The organism is Teichococcus aestuarii (genome assembly GCF_042651065.1).
GTDB lineage: Bacteria > Pseudomonadota > Alphaproteobacteria > Acetobacterales > Acetobacteraceae > Pseudoroseomonas > Pseudoroseomonas aestuarii.
The window spans coordinates 1-16,807 of sequence record NZ_JBHSCH010000084.1 but is presented as its reverse complement, the minus strand read 5'-3'; the positions used below and the strand labels follow the sequence as shown (position 1 = coordinate 16,807).

General features: G+C 69.4%; 14 protein-coding genes. 11 read left to right on the top strand and 3 right to left on the bottom strand.

Annotated elements, in window-relative coordinates; all coding sequences use genetic code 11:
* The 3 genes from ACFOY6_RS21450 to ACFOY6_RS21440 form a co-directional block, all read right to left on the bottom strand.
* Positions 1-1,811 (bottom strand): FUSC family protein (locus ACFOY6_RS21450; protein WP_379652201.1); only part of this gene is annotated, 1,811 nt, incomplete at its 3' end.
* Positions 1,811-2,278 carry a MarR family winged helix-turn-helix transcriptional regulator gene (locus tag ACFOY6_RS21445; protein ID WP_109517977.1) on the bottom strand — a complete coding sequence of 156 codons (468 nt, stop codon included), beginning with the start codon at positions 2,276-2,278 and terminating at the stop codon, positions 1,811-1,813. The genes ACFOY6_RS21450 and ACFOY6_RS21445, both read right to left, overlap by 1 nt.
* Before the next feature lie 118 nt (positions 2,279-2,396).
* Positions 2,397-2,996 (bottom strand): DUF2239 family protein, encoded by a 600-nt coding sequence (locus tag ACFOY6_RS21440; RefSeq protein WP_379631436.1) that lies wholly within the window; start codon positions 2,994-2,996, stop codon positions 2,397-2,399.
* 62 nt (positions 2,997-3,058) lie between these two features.
* Here ACFOY6_RS21440 and ACFOY6_RS21435 point away from each other — a divergent pair, with 62 nt between their 5' ends.
* From ACFOY6_RS21435 to ACFOY6_RS21385, 11 genes are all read left to right on the top strand, one after another.
* Positions 3,059-3,394, top strand: a complete 336-nt coding sequence (locus ACFOY6_RS21435) for a GIY-YIG nuclease family protein (RefSeq protein ID WP_379631434.1) — start codon at positions 3,059-3,061, stop codon at positions 3,392-3,394.
* Between the two features lie 120 nt (positions 3,395-3,514).
* Positions 3,515-4,036, top strand: coding sequence for a DUF4142 domain-containing protein (locus ACFOY6_RS21430; protein WP_379652200.1), 522 nt, complete (start codon positions 3,515-3,517; stop codon positions 4,034-4,036).
* Between the two features lie 244 nt (positions 4,037-4,280).
* Complete coding sequence (rplK, locus tag ACFOY6_RS21425) at positions 4,281-4,715, top strand: 50S ribosomal protein L11 (protein WP_109517973.1); 435 nt, start codon at positions 4,281-4,283, stop codon at positions 4,713-4,715.
* 2 nt (positions 4,716-4,717) lie between these two features.
* Positions 4,718-5,416 (top strand): 50S ribosomal protein L1, encoded by a 699-nt coding sequence (gene rplA / locus ACFOY6_RS21420; RefSeq protein ID WP_109517972.1) that lies wholly within the window; start codon positions 4,718-4,720, stop codon positions 5,414-5,416.
* A gap of 311 nt (positions 5,417-5,727) precedes the next feature.
* Positions 5,728-6,246, top strand: coding sequence for a 50S ribosomal protein L10 (gene rplJ, locus ACFOY6_RS21415; RefSeq protein ID WP_099097360.1), 519 nt, complete (start codon positions 5,728-5,730; stop codon positions 6,244-6,246).
* A 97-nt stretch (positions 6,247-6,343) separates the two neighbouring features.
* A complete protein-coding gene (gene rplL, locus ACFOY6_RS21410) occupies positions 6,344-6,721 on the top strand; it encodes a 50S ribosomal protein L7/L12 (RefSeq protein ID WP_109517971.1) in 378 nt (125 codons plus the stop codon).
* 175 nt (positions 6,722-6,896) lie between these two features.
* A complete protein-coding gene (rpoB, locus tag ACFOY6_RS21405) occupies positions 6,897-11,078 on the top strand; it encodes a DNA-directed RNA polymerase subunit beta (RefSeq protein ID WP_109517970.1) in 4,182 nt (1,393 codons plus the stop codon).
* A gap of 85 nt (positions 11,079-11,163) precedes the next feature.
* Positions 11,164-15,429: a DNA-directed RNA polymerase subunit beta' gene (rpoC, locus tag ACFOY6_RS21400; RefSeq protein ID WP_109517969.1), complete on the top strand. Its 4,266-nt coding sequence runs from the start codon at positions 11,164-11,166 to the stop codon at positions 15,427-15,429.
* A gap of 395 nt (positions 15,430-15,824) precedes the next feature.
* Entirely contained in the window at positions 15,825-16,196 is a 372-nt protein-coding gene (gene rpsL / locus ACFOY6_RS21395; RefSeq protein WP_099097356.1) for a 30S ribosomal protein S12, read from the top strand.
* 12 nt (positions 16,197-16,208) lie between these two features.
* Positions 16,209-16,685 (top strand): 30S ribosomal protein S7, encoded by a 477-nt coding sequence (gene rpsG, locus ACFOY6_RS21390; RefSeq protein WP_109517968.1) that lies wholly within the window; start codon positions 16,209-16,211, stop codon positions 16,683-16,685.
* 26 nt (positions 16,686-16,711) lie between these two features.
* The coding region (locus tag ACFOY6_RS21385) for a GTP-binding protein (protein WP_372624634.1) at positions 16,712-16,807 on the top strand (96 nt) is incomplete at its 3' end.

Genomic DNA, 16,807 nt, shown 5'->3' with positions numbered 1-16,807 from the left:
GCCGCGCCGGGGGCGGCGGGCAGGCTGGCGCGCGCCTCGGGCAGCCGCAGCAGGTTCACCACCGCGCGCAGCTCGGCCAGCTCGGAGACCGGCACGGCGCGGGCATCGACGGCGCCGAGCCGCGCCGCCAGCGCCTCGAACCGGTCGAGCATGACGGCGAGGATGCGGCGGAGGTCGGCGGCGCTGCGCCCCTCCGCCAGCCGGGCGAGGTCCCGCCGGTCGGCCCCCGCCAGGCGGCGCACCCGCCAGGCCACGCCGAAGGCGCGCGCCACCCGGGTGATGACCAGCGCCAGCGCCAGCCCGCCCAGCGTCGCCAGCCCGCCATCGGCATAGCTGGCGAAATCGGCGCTGTAGGTCTCCTGCAGGTTGAGCACCGCCGGCACGGTGGCGGCCACGGCCAGCGCCGGCGCCATCATCGCCGGCTGCGCCATCAGCGCGCCGGCCGGCAGGTAGAGCGGCGCCAGCACCAGGATCAGCAGCGGGAAGCCGTCGATGCGCGGCAGGATGGCGAACTGGTAGAGGCCGGCGATCAGCACCGCCGCGGCGGCGCCGAGGATGAACAGGCGCAGCGCCGGCGCCGGGTCGTCGAGCTGGGCGAAGATGCAGAGGGCGACGGCGCCCATCATCGCCAGGCTGGCGCCATGCGCCCAGCCGGTGCCGACCCAGATGGCCCCGCCCAGCAGCACCGCGCCGCCGGCGGCGAGGCCGGAGAAGGCGGCCAGCACCGGGTCCACATGGCCGGGCACGCGGCGCTCGGGGGCGGGGGCGGCCTCGGCCGGCTGCACGGCCAGCAGCCGCTCGGTCAGCAGCAGGGTCTGGCGCCACTGCTCCACCAGCTCGCGCAGCCGCTCCACCAGCCCTTCGCGCAGCAGCGCGGCCCAGGGGTCGGCGGGGGCGGGCGCGCGGGCGGCCTCCTCCAGCCGCTGCCGCAGGCGCTGGGCGGCCAGGGTCCGCGCCGGCCCGGGCTCGGCCTGCATGCTCGCGGCCATCCAGGCCGCCACATCGGCCGCGAGGGGGGCGAGGGCCGCCGCCGCCGCGGCGTCCAGCGCCGCCAGGCCGCGTTGCCGCTCGCCGATGGCGGTGATCAGCGTCGGCAGGGCGCGGGCGCGCTCGCGCAGGTGCGGCGCCCAGAGCTGCGGCGCGCGGCGGCTCTCCGCCTCGTAGCGGGTCTGCTGGAACAGCAGCTCCAGCGCCGCGCCGTCGCGCGCGATGCGGCGGCGCTCGGCGGCGAAGCGTTCCGGATCATGGACCCCGGAGAGGCTGTCCGCGCCGAAGCGGGCGAGGTCGGCGAGCCAGGCGCGGCTGGCAGCCAGCAGGCGCGGCACGCCCCGGCGCGGGAACAGCACGCCGTGCATCAGCCAGGCGCAGAGGATGCCGAGGCCGATCTCCAGCATGCGGGAGACCGCCGTGTCGAACACCGCTTGCGGCTGCTCCACGATGGGGAAGCAGATCAGCGCCGCCGTGTAGCCGGAGAGCATGAAGGCGTAGGCGCGCGGCGTGGGGTCGTAGAAGGAGGCGGCGAGGCAGGCGCCGATCCACAGCGCCAGGGCCAGCAGCAGCAGCGGCGGCGCGCCGGCCAGGTTGGGCAGCACCAGGATGGAGAAGGCGCCGCCGCACAGCGTGCCGACCAGCCGCCACAGCGCCTTGGCGCGCAGCGCGCCGGCGAAGGGCTGGGCGACGATATAGACCGTGGCCATGGCCCAGTAGGGGCGCGGCAGGTCCAGCCCGAAGGCGACGAGCAGCGCCAGCGCGGCGGCGGCGAAGCTGCGCGCGGAATAGAGCCAGTCGGCGCGGGCGGGCCAAGCGGGCATCAGGGCTGCTCTCCGTTCACGCCGAGCCGGTGCCACATGCCTTCCAGCACCCGCATGGTGGCCTCCAGGTCCTGCGGCGCGGCGGTGCCCAGCAGCTCGGCGCGCAGCGCCTCCAGCAGCCCCTCGGCCTGTTCCGCCGCCCGCCGCCCGGCGGCGGTGAGGTGCAGGATGCGGGCGCGCCGGTCGGCCGGGTCCGCATGGCGCTCGACCATGCCGGCGGCGCAGAGCTGGTCCAGCAGCCGCACCAGGGAGGGCTGCTCGATGCCGAGGGCCTGGGCCAGCGCGCCCTGCCGGCAGGGCGCGTCGCCCCGCGCGCGCAGCAGAAGCAGGGCGGAGGCGGTGGCGTGGGACAGGGAGAGGGGTGCGAGCCGCAGGTCGGCCTCGCGCCGCCAGGCGCGCGTGATCCGCACGAAATGGTCGCCGAAGCGGCGGAACAGCTCGGGCAGGGGCGGGGCGGCGGAGGACATGCGGGAAAGGTAGGGGGCTTATGGTTAGCAGACAAACAATATGGCCGATTGTTCAGGAAGCCGCTGGCGAGGCCTGGCGCCGTGGATCGCGCCCAGCCCTCCCCCGAGCCCTTTGCCGTCAGCCGGGGCCGGCTTCGCCGCTGGGGCCCAGATAGCGGAGCAGCTGATCCCGGATGTCCGGCGCCCATGCCCGTATGCAGTGCAGCAGCCGCTCCCGGTCCTGGGCGAACAGGGCGCGCGCGGCATCCTCGAAGCCCGGCAGATCGCCCGCCATGGCCGACATGAAGCGGTAGGCGGCTTCCGTCCGCCGGCGTGGCGCACCCGATTCACTGTCGAGCTTGCGTGCCGCCTCCACCAGCCTCCGCAAGGCCACCGATGCGCCGCCGGGCTGGCTGCCCAGCCATTCCCAGTGGCGTGGCAGGAGGGTCACTTCGCGCGCGACCACGCCCAGCTTCGGGCGCCCCCGCTTCGTGGCGGGCCGGGCGAGGGGCGCATGGCGGGCGGCAATCTCCGGCTCGGTTCCGCGAAGATCGAGATCCGTGACCGCGCCGGTGGCCTGGTCGAACACCAGGACAGCCGACCGGGTGCCGCGTTCCTGCGCCCGCTTCGCCGCCAGCGCGGCCTCGGCCAGGGTTCCGGATGCGAGGCGCGCGAACCCTTCGAAGACCACGAAACTGCCCGCCCCGGGGCTTTCGGTTTCGTCCGGTGAGTCATTCATGAGATTATTTACCCGGGTAAAAATTCGGCCTAATATTGCCCGGGTGAAAAAGGAGGTCAATCATGGACCGGAGCGCCCGCAAGGCTGCCTGCGCCGCCTACAAGGAACGGAAGCCAGGCTATGGCGTGTTCGCCGTCATCTGCGTCGCCACGGGGGAGACATGGGTCGGACAGAGCCGCCATCTCGACACCCAGCAGAATAGCCTGTGGTTCACGCTGAGGCAGGGAAGCTGCCCTTATGGCGCGCTGCAGACCGCCTGGAACGTCCACGGGCAGGGCGGATTCAGGTTCGAGGAGCTCGAGCGTCTGCGTGACGATTTTCCGGCCCTGGCCCGCCCCAGCGAACTCAGGAACCGGCAGTCCATCTGGCGGGAGAGGCTTCGGGCGGCTGCCCTCTGATGCCGCCAGCGGCCGCGATCCTTCCTCTCCGGCGGCCTCCGCGAGGAGGGCGAGCCGGCAGGGGGAACGACCGCGGGCCGCGCCGGTTCCATGGCTGCCACCTCAACAGGATGAACGGTCATGATCCGCCGCAATGCCTTGGCCGCCCTCGCCGGCGCCACGCTGGTCCCCCTGCTGCTTCCCGCCGGCGCCCGGGCGCAGGGGACGATGCCGGCCGGCGCCATGAGCTCCGACCTCATGGAAGCACGGCAGGCGGCGCTGGCGGGCGGCACCTTCGCGCTCAACAGCAGCCAGCTCGCCGCCAGCCGCGCCGGGCAGGCGCCGGTGCGCGCCTTCGCGCAGTTCGAGGTGGCGGAGCAGCAGGCGCTGCTGCAGGCCATGCAGCTCGCCGGCCTGCCGCTGCCCGCCACGGTGATGATGCCGGGCGAGAAGCTGGCGATGCTGCAGCAGCTCGAGACGCTGCAGGGCGACGCCTTCGACACCCTCTACCTCCAGGGCCAGCGCCTCGGCCACCGGGAGCTGCTGGCGGCGCACCAGGCGCTGCGCGGCGGCGGCCTGCGGGAGGAGCGGGTGATCTCCACCCTGGCGGTGGCCAGCATCGAGCAGCACCTGGCGATGCTGCAGGCCCTCGGCGCCGGCTGAGGCGGCCGGCGGCGGCAGACCTGCCGCGCCGGCAGCGGAGCCATGCGCGGCAGGGCTGGTCTTTGTCTGGACTCGCGCGGGAGAGAGGGGTATACGCCCGCCTCCGCCGCAATCACGCCGTGCTGCGCGCTCCCCGCGTGCCAGGCCGTTGCGGCGTTTTCTTCAGGGACGCGGGAGGCCCGGCCCCAGCCTATCGGGGACAGCCGCAAGCACCGCGCGCCTCTGAGAGCGCAGAGGAACGACTATGGCGAAGAAGATCGTCGGCTACATCAAGCTGCAGATCCCGGCGGGCAAGGCGAACCCCTCGCCGCCGGTGGGCCCGGCCCTGGGTCAGCGCGGCCTGAACATCATGCAGTTCGTGAAGGAATTCAACGCGGCGACGCAGGGCATGGAGCCCGGCACGCCGACGCCGGTGGTCATCACCGCCTTCTCCGACCGCACCTTCTCCTTCATCACGAAGACCCCGCCCAACACCTACTTCCTGCTCAAGGCGGCGAAGCTGGACAAGGGCAGCCAGACCCCCGGCAAGGGTGGCGTGGTGGGCCGCGTGACCAAGTCGCAGCTGCGCGAGATCGCCGCGACCAAGATGAAGGACATGAACGCCAACGACGTGGAGGCCGCCGTGCGCATGCTGGCCGGTTCCGCCCGCTCGATGGGCATGTCCGTGGTGGAGGGCTGATCATGGCCAAGCAGGGCAAGCGTCTGAAGGCGATCTACGCCGGTCTGGACCGTGACAAGCTGTTCGCGCTGCCGGAGGCCGTGGCCACGGTGAAGGCGAACGCCAAGGCGAAGTTCGACGAGACCGTCGAGATCTCGATGAACCTCGGCATCGACCCGCGCCACGCCGACCAGATGGTGCGCTCCATGGTCTCCCTGCCGCACGGCACGGGCAAGACCGTCCGCGTCGGCGTGTTCGCCCGCGGCGCGAAGGCCGAGGAGGCGCAGGCCGCCGGGGCCGACGTGGTGGGCGCCGACGACCTGGCCGCGCTGGTGCAGGAAGGCAAGATCGAGTTCGATCGCTGCATCGCCACGCCGGACATGATGGGCCTGGTCGGCCGCCTCGGTAAGATCCTGGGCCCGCGCGGCCTGATGCCGAACCCGAAGCTCGGCACCGTGACGATGAACGTCAAGGACGCCGTGGCCGCCGCCAAGGCCGGCCAGGTGGAGTTCCGCGCCGAGAAGGCCGGTATCGTCCATGCCGGCATCGGCAAGGTCTCCTTCTCGGAGGAGCAGCTGGTCGAGAACGCGCGCGCCTTCGTCGAGGCGATCCAGCGCGCCAAGCCGACCGGCGCCAAGGGCACCTATGTGAAGAAGGTGGCGCTCTCCTCCTCGATGGGCCCCGGCCTGAAGGTGGACGTCACCTCGCTGGCCTCGGCGTAAGCCGGGCCACAGAGATACGCGCTCCGCTCCGGCGGGGCGCGGGCAAGGGGGCGGGCTGGCCCGCCCTCTGAAACCTGTCCGAGAACGCATGTGGCCCAAGGGCTTTAAGGGGGCATCCGCCCCGCAGGCGTGAGATGGGGATGCCGAGAGAGATCGCAGCCTTGGCCGCACAGGCGGCCGGGCGTGATGGCTTGGTCTTCCGCAGACTCAGACAGGCGAACCGGGGCTTGCGCGGGTGAACACCTGCGTCGGCCCCCGTGTGAACCGGCCGGACCCCCTCCACAAGGGCCGGCCACCGACGGAGACGGGAGTTGGATCGTACGGAGAAGCGTGCGTTCGTTGCCTCCCTCGCGGAGGTGTTCGCGGATACTTCCTTTGTGCTCGTCGCCCAGAACAAGGGTCTGACGGTCGCCGAGGTGAGCAATCTGCGGCGCCAGATGCGAGCGGCGGGCGCGACGTATAAGGTCGCGAAGAACCGGCTGGCCACCCTCGCCCTCGACGGCACCCGCTTCCAGGGCATCTCGCCGCTGCTGAAGGGCCCGACCGCGCTTGCGTGGTCGACCGACCCGGTGGCCGTGGCGAAGACCGCCGTGGAGTTCGCCAAGGGTAACGACAAGTTCGTGATCCTGGGCGGGGCAATCGGGAACCAGACGCTGAACGCCGATGGCGTGAAGGCCCTGGCGACCCTGCCCTCGCTCGAAACCCTGCGCGCGCAGCTGGTGGGTCTCATCCAGACCCCGGCGACGCGGATCGCTGGTGTGCTTCAGGCACCCGGCGGGCAGGTGGCGCGCGTGCTGGCGGCTTACGCCAAGAAGGACGAGGCGGCCTAACAGGCGCCTTTCGCGGAAGACCCCCCGGGCGGCCTCACTCCGCCGGCCGGGGATTGCATTCATCATGCCAAGCGATTACATCGAAGGATAGAAAACCATGGCCGATCTCGCGAAGCTGGTTGACGAGCTCTCCAGCCTGACCGTTCTGGAAGCCGCCGAGCTGTCCAAGCTGCTGGAAGAGAAGTGGGGCGTCTCCGCCGCCGCTCCGGTGGCTGTTGCCGCGGCCCCGGCCGCTGGCGCCGCCGCCGCGCCGGTTGAGGAGCAGACCGAGTTCACGGTCACTCTGGCGAGCGCCGGTGACAAGAAGATCAACGTCATCAAGGAAATCCGCACCATCACCGGCCTGGGCCTGAAGGAGGCCAAGGATCTGGTCGAGGGCGCGCCGAAGACCGTGAAGGAAGGCGTTTCCAAGGACGAGGCCGAGAAGATCAAGAAGGTCCTCGAGGAGAACGGCGCCAAGGTCGAGGTCAAGTAAGACCGTCCCGGCCCCGCGCCATGCGTGGGGCCGGGTCAGACTGGGCGAGTCGGGCAGGGACCCTCGGGTTCCTGCCCGCGACTGCGTTTCGCAGGGCAATCTTGCGGCGCGCCAGAAGGTGGGGTGACCCGCCGGCCGGGACGGTTGGGCCGGAGCGAAGGGAAGCAGGACGGGCATGAACGCGATCACGAAGTCGTTCACCGGGCGGAAGCGCATCCGGAAGTCTTTCGGGCGGCTGCCCGAGGTGGCGCCGATGCCGAACCTCATCGATGTGCAGAGAGCCTCCTACGAGGCGTTCCTGCAGATGGGGGTGGATCCGGACGCTCGCACGAATACCGGGCTTCAGGAAGTGTTCAAGTCGGTCTTTCCGATCGACGATTTCGCGGGCCGCGGCCGCCTGGAGTTCGTGCAGTACGAGCTCGAAGAGCCGAAATACGATGTCGAGGAATGCATCCAGCGTGGGCTGACTTTCGCCGCGCCGCTGAAGGTGCGCCTGCGTCTCATTGTGTGGGACGTGGATGAGGATACCGGCTCGCGCTCGGTCCGCGACATCAAGGAGCAGGATGTCTACATGGGCGACATGCCGCTCATGACGGACAACGGCACCTTCATCATCAATGGCACCGAGCGTGTCATCGTCAGCCAGATGCACCGCAGCCCGGGCGTGTTCTTCGACCACGACAAGGGCAAGACGCACAGCAGCGGCAAGTACCTCTTCGCCGCCCGCGTCATCCCCTACCGCGGCTCCTGGCTCGACTTCGAGTTCGACGCCAAGGACATCTGCTACGTCCGCGTGGACCGGAAGCGCAAGCTGCCCGCCACGACGCTGCTCTACGCCCTGGAATCCGCCCGCACCGAGCAGCTCCGCGCCGAGCGCGGCGAGGCCCTGGAGCCGGGCGAGGTCCGCGGCATGGACGCCGAGGAGATCCTCAACACCTTCTACGACCAGGTGGTGTTCCGCCGCGGGCCGAAGGGCTGGAGCCAGCCCTTCCAGCCGGAGGGCTTCCGCGGCCTGAAGCTGATCGAGAACCTGGTCGACGCCGAGAGCGGCGAGGTGGTGGCCGAGCGCGACACCAAGCTGACGCCGCGCCTGGCCCGCAAGATCGCGGAGAACGGCACCAAGGAGGTGCTGGTCTCCCGCGCCGAGCTGCTGGGCCGCTTCGTCGCCGAGGACATGGTGGACCTCACCACCGGCGAGATCTGGGCCGAGGCCGGCGAGGAGCTGACCGAGCCGAAGCTGGCGCAGATCGAGCAGGCGGGCATCGACACCCTGCCGACGCTGGCGACCGGCCAGAATGTCGGCCCCTGGCTGCGCAACACCCTGGCGGTGGACAAGAACGCCACCCGGGACGAGGCGCTGATGGACATCTACCGGGTGATGCGCCCGGGCGAGCCGCCGACGCCGGAGACCGCCGAGGCCCTGTTCCGCGGCCTGTTCTTCGACGCCGAGCGCTACGACCTCTCCACGGTCGGCCGCGTCAAGATGAACATGCGCCTGGGCTTCAGCCTGGACGACGTGCCGGACCACATCCGCACGCTGCGCAAGCAGGACATCCTGGCCACGGTCAAGACGCTGCTCGAGCTGAAGGACGGCAAGGGCCAGATCGACGACATCGACAACCTCGGCAACCGCCGGGTGCGCTCGGTCGGCGAGCTGATGGAGAACCAGTACCGCGTCGGCCTGCTGCGCATGGAGCGCGCGATCAAGGAGCGCATGGGGTCGGTCGATATCGACACCGTCATGCCGCATGACCTGATCAACGCCAAGCCGGCGGCGGCGGCGGTGCGCGAGTTCTTCGGCAGCAGCCAGCTGTCGCAGTTCATGGACCAGACCAACCCGCTCTCCGAGGTGACGCACAAGCGCCGCCTCTCGGCGCTTGGCCCGGGCGGCCTGACGCGCGAGCGCGCCGGCTTCGAGGTGCGCGACGTGCACCCGACGCATTACGGCCGCATCTGCCCGATCGAGACGCCGGAAGGCCCGAATATCGGCCTGATCAACAGCCTCGCCACCTTTGCCAAGGTGAACAAGTACGGCTTCATCGAGACGCCGTACCGCCTGGTGAAGGACGGCAAGATCGTCGGCTCGCCCCGCTACCTCTCCGCCATGGAGGAGGAGAAGCTGGTGGTCGCCCAGGCGGATGCCGAGGTGAACGCCGACAGCGGCGAGTTCCTGTCCGACCTCGTCTCCGTCCGCCAGGGCGGCGACTTCCGGCTGGTGAAGCCGGAAGAGGTGACGGCGATCGACGTCTCGCCGAAGCAGCTGGTCTCCGTCGCCGCGGCGCTGATCCCGTTCCTGGAGAACGACGACGCCAACCGCGCGCTGATGGGCTCCAACATGATGCGGCAGGCCGTGCCGCTGGTGCGCTCCGACGCGCCGCTGGTCGGCACCGGCATGGAAGCGGCCGTGGCGCGTGACTCCGGCGCCACCATCGTGGCGCGCCGTGGCGGCGTGGTGGACAGCATCGACGGCGCCCGCATCGTGGTGCGTGCGACGAGCGAGGAGGACGGCACCACCCGCGGTGTCGACATCTACCGCCTGCGCAAGTTCCAGCGCTCCAACCAGAGCACCTGCATCAACCAGCGCCCGCTGGTGAAGGTGGGCGACCAGGTGGCGACCGGCGACATCATCGCCGATGGCCCCTCCACCGAGCTGGGCGAGCTGGCGCTGGGCCGTAACGTGCTCGTCGCCTTCATGCCCTGGAACGGGTACAACTTCGAGGACTCCATCCTCATCAGCGAGCGCATCGCCAAGGATGACGTCTTCACCTCGATCCATATCGAGGAATTCGAGGTGATGGCTCGCGACACCAAGCTGGGCCAGGAGGAGATCACCCGCGACATCCCGAATGTCGGCGAGGAGGCGCTCCGCAACCTCGACGAGGCCGGCATCGTCTATGTCGGCGCCGAGGTGAACCCGGGCGACATCCTGGTGGGTAAGGTGACGCCGAAGGGCGAGAGCCCGATGACGCCGGAGGAGAAGCTGCTCCGCGCCATCTTCGGCGAGAAGGCCTCCGACGTGCGCGACACCTCGCTGCGCCTGCCGCCCGGCACGACCGGCACCATTGTGGACGTGCGGGTGTTCAACCGCCGCGGCGTCGACAAGGACGAGCGCGCCATGGCGATCGACCGCGCCGAGATCGAGCGTCTGGCCAAGGACCGCGACGACGAGAAGTCGATCCAGGAGCGGAGCTTCCACTCCCGCCTGCGCGAGCGGCTGCTGAACCAGAAGGCCTCGGGCGGCTTCAAGGGCGTGAAGGCCGGCACCGTCATCAACGACGAGGTGCTGGACCAGTTCGCCAAGGCCACCTGGCGCCAGATCGGCGTGCAGGACGACGCCGTGATGGTCGAGATCGAGGCGCTGAAGCGCGAGTTCGACGCCGCGGTCGAGAAGCTGCAGAAGCGCTTCGAGAGCAAGGTGGAGAAGCTGCAGCGCGGCGACGAGCTGCCGCCCGGCGTGATGAAGATGGTCAAGGTCTTCATCGCGGTGAAGCGCAAGCTGCAGCCGGGCGACAAGATGGCTGGCCGCCACGGCAACAAGGGCGTGGTCTCCCGCGTCGTGCCGGTGGAGGACATGCCGTTCCTGGAGGACGGCACCTCGGTCGACCTCGTGCTGAACCCGCTGGGCGTGCCCTCGCGCATGAATGTCGGGCAGATCCTGGAGACGCATCTGGGCTGGGCCTGCGCCAATATCGGCAAGTCCATCGGCGAGCTGGTCGAGGATTACCGCCGGGCCGGCGCGGCGCGCGAGGCGCTGCTCGACAAGCTCCGCGATGTCTATGGTGACGAGATCTTCGGCCGCGACATCGAGGACATGTCCGAGGACCAGCTGATCGAGCTGGGCGAGAACCTGAAGAAGGGCGTGCCCATCGCGACACCGGTCTTCGACGGTGCCCGCATGTCGGACATCGAGCAGATGCTGGACAAGGCGGGGCTCGACACCTCCGGCCAGAGCCAGCTGACCGACGGCCGCACCGGCGAGATCTTCGAGCGCAAGGTGACGGTCGGCTACATCTACATGCTGAAGCTGCACCACCTGGTGGACGACAAGATCCACGCCCGCTCCATCGGCCCCTACAGCCTCGTCACCCAGCAGCCGCTGGGCGGCAAGGCACAGTTCGGCGGCCAGCGCTTCGGCGAGATGGAGGTCTGGGCGCTGGAAGCCTATGGCGCCGCCTACACGCTGCAGGAGATGCTGACGGTGAAGTCGGACGACGTGTCCGGCCGCACCAAGGTGTACGAGGCCATCGTCCGCGACCAGGACAGCTTCGAGGCGGGCATTCCGGAGTCCTTCAACGTCCTGGTGAAGGAGTTGAAGTCGCTCGGCCTGAACGTCGACCTGGAGAACCGCCCGGCGTGAGTGCCTCGCCGAGCCTGAACCAAACTTTGCTCAGCCGCGCCGGGTTCGCCCCGGCGCGGCGGCCTCACCTTGAGAGGACGGCCGCATGAACGAGCTGATGAAGATCCTGGGCCAGACCGGCCAGGCGATGACGTTCGATCAGATCAAGATCACCATCGCCAGCCCGGAGCAGATCCGCTCCTGGTCCTACGGTGAGATCAAGAAGCCCGAGACGATCAACTACCGCACCTTCAAGCCGGAGCGGGACGGGCTTTTCTGCGCGCGCATCTTCGGTCCGATCAAGGACTACGAGTGCCTGTGCGGCAAGTACAAGCGGATGAAGTTCCGCGGCATCATCTGCGAGAAGTGCGGCGTCGAGGTGACGCTGGCCAAGGTGCGCCGCGAGCGCATGGGCCATATCGAGCTGGCCTCGCCCGTCGCCCACATCTGGTTCATGAAGAGCCTGCCCTCGCGCGTCGGCCTGATGGTCGACATGTCGCTGAAGGAGCTGGAGAAGGTCCTGTACTTCGAGAGCTACGTGGTTCTCGAGCCGGGCCTGACCGACCTCAAGCTGCACCAGCTGCTGACCGAGGACCAGTACCTCTCCAAGCAGGACGAGTTCGGCGAGGACGCGTTCTCCGTCGGCATCGGCGCCGAGGCGGTGAAGCAGATGCTCGCCGGCATCGAGCTGGACCGCGAGAGCACCCAGCTGCGCGCCGACCTCAAGGAGACCACCTCCGAGGCCAAGCGCAAGAAGCTGGTCAAGCGGCTGAAGATGATCGAGTCGTTCAAGGAGGGCGGTGCCCGCCCTGAGTGGATGATCCTCGACGTCGTGCCGGTGATCCCGCCCGAGCTGCGCCCGCTGGTGCCGCTGGATGGCGGCCGCTTCGCCACCTCCGACCTGAACGACCTGTACCGCCGCGTCATCAACCGCAACAACCGCCTCAAGCGGCTGATCGAGCTGCGCGCGCCGGACATCATCGTGCGCAACGAGAAGCGCATGCTGCAGGAGTCGGTGGACGCGCTGTTCGACAACGGCCGCCGCGGCCGCGCCATCACGGGCGCCAACAAGCGCCCGCTGAAGTCGCTGTCCGACATGCTGAAGGGCAAGCAGGGCCGGTTCCGGCAGAACCTGCTGGGCAAGCGCGTCGACTATTCCGGCCGTTCGGTCATCGTCGTCGGCCCCGAGCTGAAGCTGCACCAGTGCGGCCTGCCGAAGAAGATGGCGCTGGAGCTGTTCAAGCCCTTCATCTACTCGAAGCTCGAGAAGTACGGCCACGCCACCACCATCAAGGCCGCCAAGCGGATGGTGGAGAAGGAGCGTCCCGAGGTGTGGGATATCCTTGAGGAGGTGATCCGCGAGCATCCGGTGATGCTGAACCGGGCGCCGACGCTGCACCGCCTGGGCATCCAGGCCTTCGAGCCGATCCTGGTCGAGGGCAAGGCGATCCAGCTTCACCCGCTGGTCTGCACCGCCTTCAACGCCGACTTCGACGGCGACCAGATGGCCGTGCACGTGCCGCTGAGCCTTGAGGCCCAGCTCGAGGCGCGCGTGCTGATGATGTCGACCAACAACATCCTCAGCCCCGCCAACGGCAAGCCGATCATCGTGCCGAGCCAGGACATCGTGCTGGGTCTCTACTACCTCTCGCTGGAGACGCCGGAATTCCGCGCGGCCCAGAAGGAGCTGGAGGAGATCAGGGCGCTGATCGCCGGCACCGACGGCAAGGCGCCCGAGGCGCTGGGCGCGGCGGAGAAGCGGGCGCTCAACCACCGCCCCTATGTCTTCGGCGACCTCGGCGAGGTGGAGCAGGCGCTGGCCGCCGGCTCCATCACCCTGCACACGGCCGTCATGGCCCGCGTGCCGGCGCCGCTGGAGGGCAACCCGAAGCGGCATGAGACGGTGCTGACCACGGCCGGGCGCATGATGATGGGCGCGCTGCTGCCGCGCGACCCGCGCACGCCCTACAGCCTGGTCAACCGCCAGCTCACCAAGAAGTCCATCTCGGACGTCATGGACGCGGTGTACCGCCATTGCGGCCAGAAGGAGTCGGTGATCTTCGCCGACCGGCTGATGGCGCTCGGCTTCCGCCAGGCGGCCAAGGCCGGCATCTCCTTCGGCAAGGACGACATGATGATCCCCGCCGAGAAGGAGGGGCTCATCGCGCGCACCAAGGCCGAGGTGAAGGAGTTCGAGCAGCAGTACCTCGACGGCCTCATCACCGCCGGCGAGCGCTACAACAAGGTGGTCGACGCCTGGTCGCGCTGCACGGACGAGGTGGCGGGCGCGATGATGAAGGAGATCTCCAAGCAGGAGATCGGCCGGCCCATCAACAGCGTCTGGATGATGTCGCATTCCGGTGCCCGTGGCTCGCCGGCGCAGATGCGCCAGCTGGCCGGCATGCGCGGCCTGATGGCCAAGCCCTCGGGCGAGATCATCGAGCAGCCGATCATCGCGAACTTCAAGGAGGGCCTGTCCGTCCTGGAGTACTTCAACTCGACCCACGGCGCCCGCAAGGGCCTCGCGGACACCGCGCTGAAGACCGCGAACTCCGGCTACCTGACCCGCCGCCTGGTGGACGTGGCGCAGGACTGCATCATCGTCGAGAACGACTGCGGCACCGAGCGCGGCATCACCGTGCGCGCCGTGATGGATGGCGGCGAGACGGTCTCCTCGCTCTCCGAGCGGATCCTCGGCCGTACCGCGCAGCGCGACATCGCCGACCCGGCGACGGGCGAGGTTCTGCTGCCGCGCAACACGCTGATCGACGAGCCGAGCGCCGACCTGATCGAGAAGGCGGGCGTCGAGGAAGTCTACATCCGCTCCGTGCTCACCTGCGACGCGCGCTCCGGCGTCTGCGGCTTCTGCTACGGCCGCGACCTGGCGCGTGGCACCACAGTGAACATCGGCGAGGCTGTCGGCGTCATCGCCGCGCAGTCGATCGGCGAGCCGGGCACGCAGCTGACCATGCGTACCTTCCACATCGGCGGTGCGGCGCAGCGTGGCGCCGAGCAGTCGGCGGTGGAGGCGACCAGCGACGGCACCGTGGCCGTGCTGAACCGCAACGTCGTGGCGAACAGCCAGGGCGTGCCGATCGTGATGTCGCGTAACTGCGAGATCGTGCTGTCGGACGCCAATGGCCGCGAGCGCGCCCGCTACCGCGTGCCCTACGGCGCGCGCCTGCTGGTGCTGGAGGACGGCGCGGAGGTGACGCGCGGCCAGAAGCTGGCCGAGTGGGACCCCTTCACCCTGCCGATCATCACCGAGAAGGCGGGCACCGTCGAATACGCCGACCTGATCGAGGGCATCACCCTCGTCGAGCGGCAGGACGAGGTGACCGGCCTCTCCTCCCGCGTGGTGGTGGACTACAAGCAGGCGGCGAAGGGCGCCGATCTGCGGCCCCGCATCATCCTGAAGGATGAGAAGGGCGGGATCGTCAAGCTCGCCAACGGTGCCGAGGCCCGGTACTTCCTGTCGCCGGACTCGATCCTCTCGGTCGACAACGGCGCCCAGGTCCAGGCCGGCGACGTGGTGGCCCGCCTGCCGCGCGAGAGCTCCAAGACGCGCGACATCACCGGCGGTCTGCCGCGCGTGGCCGAGCTGTTCGAGGCCCGCCGCCCGAAGGACCACGCGATCATCAGCGAGATCGACGGGCGCGTGGAGTTCGGCAAGGACTACAAGGCCAAGCGCCGCATCCTGGTGGTGCCGGAGCAGGTGGGCGACGAGCCGCCCGTGCCGCGCGAGTACCTGGTGCCGAAGGGCAAGCACGTCTCGGTGCAGGAAGGCGACTATGTGAAGGCCGGCGACCCGCTCGTCGACGGCCCGCGCGTGCCGCACGACATCCTGCGCGTGCTGGGTGTCGAGGCGCTGGCGAACTACCTGGTGAACGAGATCCAGGACGTCTATCGACTGCAGGGCGTGAAGATCAACGATAAGCATATCGAGGTGATCGTCCGCCAGATGCTGCAGAAGGTGGAGATCCTGGATCCGGGCGACACCACCTTCCTGGTGGGCGAGACGGTCGAGCGCATCGAGTTCGAGATCGAGAACGAGAAGCTGCTCGCCCGCAAGGAGCGCCCGGCGCGTGCCGAGCCGGTGCTGCAGGGCATCACCAAGGCCTCGCTGCAGACCACCAGCTTCATCTCGGCCGCCTCCTTCCAGGAGACCACCCGGGTGCTGACCGAGGCGGCGGTGGCCGGCAAGGTCGACTACCTAGCGGGCCTGAAGGAGAACGTCATCGTCGGCCGGCTGATCCCGGCCGGCACGGGCTCGGTGATGAACCGCCTGCGGGCGCTCGCCGCCCAGCGGGACGGCCAGCGCCTGCCGGGCCAGGGCGCGCTGCCCAAGCCGGGCAGCCAGGCCGCCGAGTAAGCGGATCAGGCCGCGGGGAGGGGGTCTCTCTCTCCTCGCGGCCGCTTCGGGGGTGCCCCTTGCGGGGATTCACGCCCCCACAAACCCGGCCCTGCGCCGGGTGCATGGGAGCCGGGCCTTTCAAGGGCCCGGATTCAGGTGTTCGGGGGTGCGGCGCGCTTGACTCATTGGGGGTCGGGGCGTAGGTTCCGCGCCCTCGACGGGGCTTTGTCCGCCATAGGGACATAGCTTGCGGAGTTCTGGACGACAGGTTCTGGGCAACCGGCGCCGCCTCTACTTCAGGGGCTGAGGCCGAGGGCGGGACAAGCCCGAGGGGTGGCGCTGCTGCGCCGCCTTTGCGGGCGCTCTTGCTTGTCAAGGGCCTGGGCGTTCGAAATAGGGCACGAAGGGGCGTCATGCCGACGATCAACCAGCTCATCGCCACGGGGCGTGAGCCCAAGCCGAGCCGTAATAAGGTTCCGGCCCTGCAGGGCTGCCCGCAGAAGCGTGGCGTCTGCACGCGCGTTTACACCACCACTCCGAAGAAGCCGAACTCGGCGCTGCGTAAGGTGGCCAAGGTTCGCCTGGTGAACGGCCACGAGGTCGTGAGCTACATCCCGGGTGAGGGTCACAACCTGCAGGAGCACTCGGTGGTGCTGATCCGCGGCGGGCGCGTGAAGGACCTTCCCGGCGTACGCTACCACATCCTGCGCGGCGTTCTGGATACGCAGGGCATCGCCAAGCGGCGCAAGCGGCGCTCGCTGTACGGCGCGAAGCGGCCGAAGTAAGGGAAGAGAGCGATGTCGCGTCGCCACAGCGCCGAGAAGCGCGAAGTTCTGCCGGATCCGAAGTTCGGTGACATCGTCCTCAGCCGTTTCATGAACGTGCTGATGTATGACGGCAAGAAGAGCACGGCCGAGCGTATCGTCTACGCCGCCATGGACACCCTGAAGCGCCGCGGCGGTCCGAACAGCGACCCCCTGCGCCTGTTCCATGAGGCGATGGACAACGTGAAGCCGGCCGTCGAGGTCCGCTCCCGCCGCGTCGGTGGTGCCACCTACCAGGTGCCCGTCGAGGTCCGCCCGGAGCGCCGCCAGGCTCTGGCCATCCGTTGGCTGATCGAGTCCGCGCGCAAGCGTGGCGAGCACACCATGGAAGAGCGCCTCTCCTCCGAGCTGATGGACGCGGCCAACAACCGCGGCACGGCCGTGAAGAAGCGCGAAGACACGCACCGGATGGCAGAGGCCAACAAGGCCTTCAGCCACTACCGCTGGTAACGACACCCGATCGGGGACTGAAGACAATGGCGAAAGCTAAGTTTGAGCGGAACAAGCCGCACTGCAACATTGGTACGATCGGGCACGTGGACCATGGCAAGACGTCGCTGACGGCGGCGATC

Coding starts and splice junctions, on each gene's coding strand:
- rpsL (WP_099097356.1), top strand. CDS start 15,825: ATGCCGACGATCAACCAGCTCATCGCCACGGGGCGTGAGCCCAAGCCG.
- rplA (WP_109517972.1), top strand. CDS start 4,718: ATGGCCAAGCAGGGCAAGCGTCTGAAGGCGATCTACGCCGGTCTGGAC.
- rpoC (WP_109517969.1), top strand. CDS start 11,164: ATGAACGAGCTGATGAAGATCCTGGGCCAGACCGGCCAGGCGATGACG.
- ACFOY6_RS21440 (WP_379631436.1), bottom strand. CDS start 2,996: ATGAATGACTCACCGGACGAAACCGAAAGCCCCGGGGCGGGCAGTTTC.
- rplL (WP_109517971.1), top strand. CDS start 6,344: ATGGCCGATCTCGCGAAGCTGGTTGACGAGCTCTCCAGCCTGACCGTT.
- ACFOY6_RS21435 (WP_379631434.1), top strand. CDS start 3,059: ATGGACCGGAGCGCCCGCAAGGCTGCCTGCGCCGCCTACAAGGAACGG.
- rplK (WP_109517973.1), top strand. CDS start 4,281: ATGGCGAAGAAGATCGTCGGCTACATCAAGCTGCAGATCCCGGCGGGC.
- ACFOY6_RS21445 (WP_109517977.1), bottom strand. CDS start 2,278: ATGTCCTCCGCCGCCCCGCCCCTGCCCGAGCTGTTCCGCCGCTTCGGC.
- rpsG (WP_109517968.1), top strand. CDS start 16,209: ATGTCGCGTCGCCACAGCGCCGAGAAGCGCGAAGTTCTGCCGGATCCG.
- ACFOY6_RS21430 (WP_379652200.1), top strand. CDS start 3,515: ATGATCCGCCGCAATGCCTTGGCCGCCCTCGCCGGCGCCACGCTGGTC.
- rpoB (WP_109517970.1), top strand. CDS start 6,897: ATGAACGCGATCACGAAGTCGTTCACCGGGCGGAAGCGCATCCGGAAG.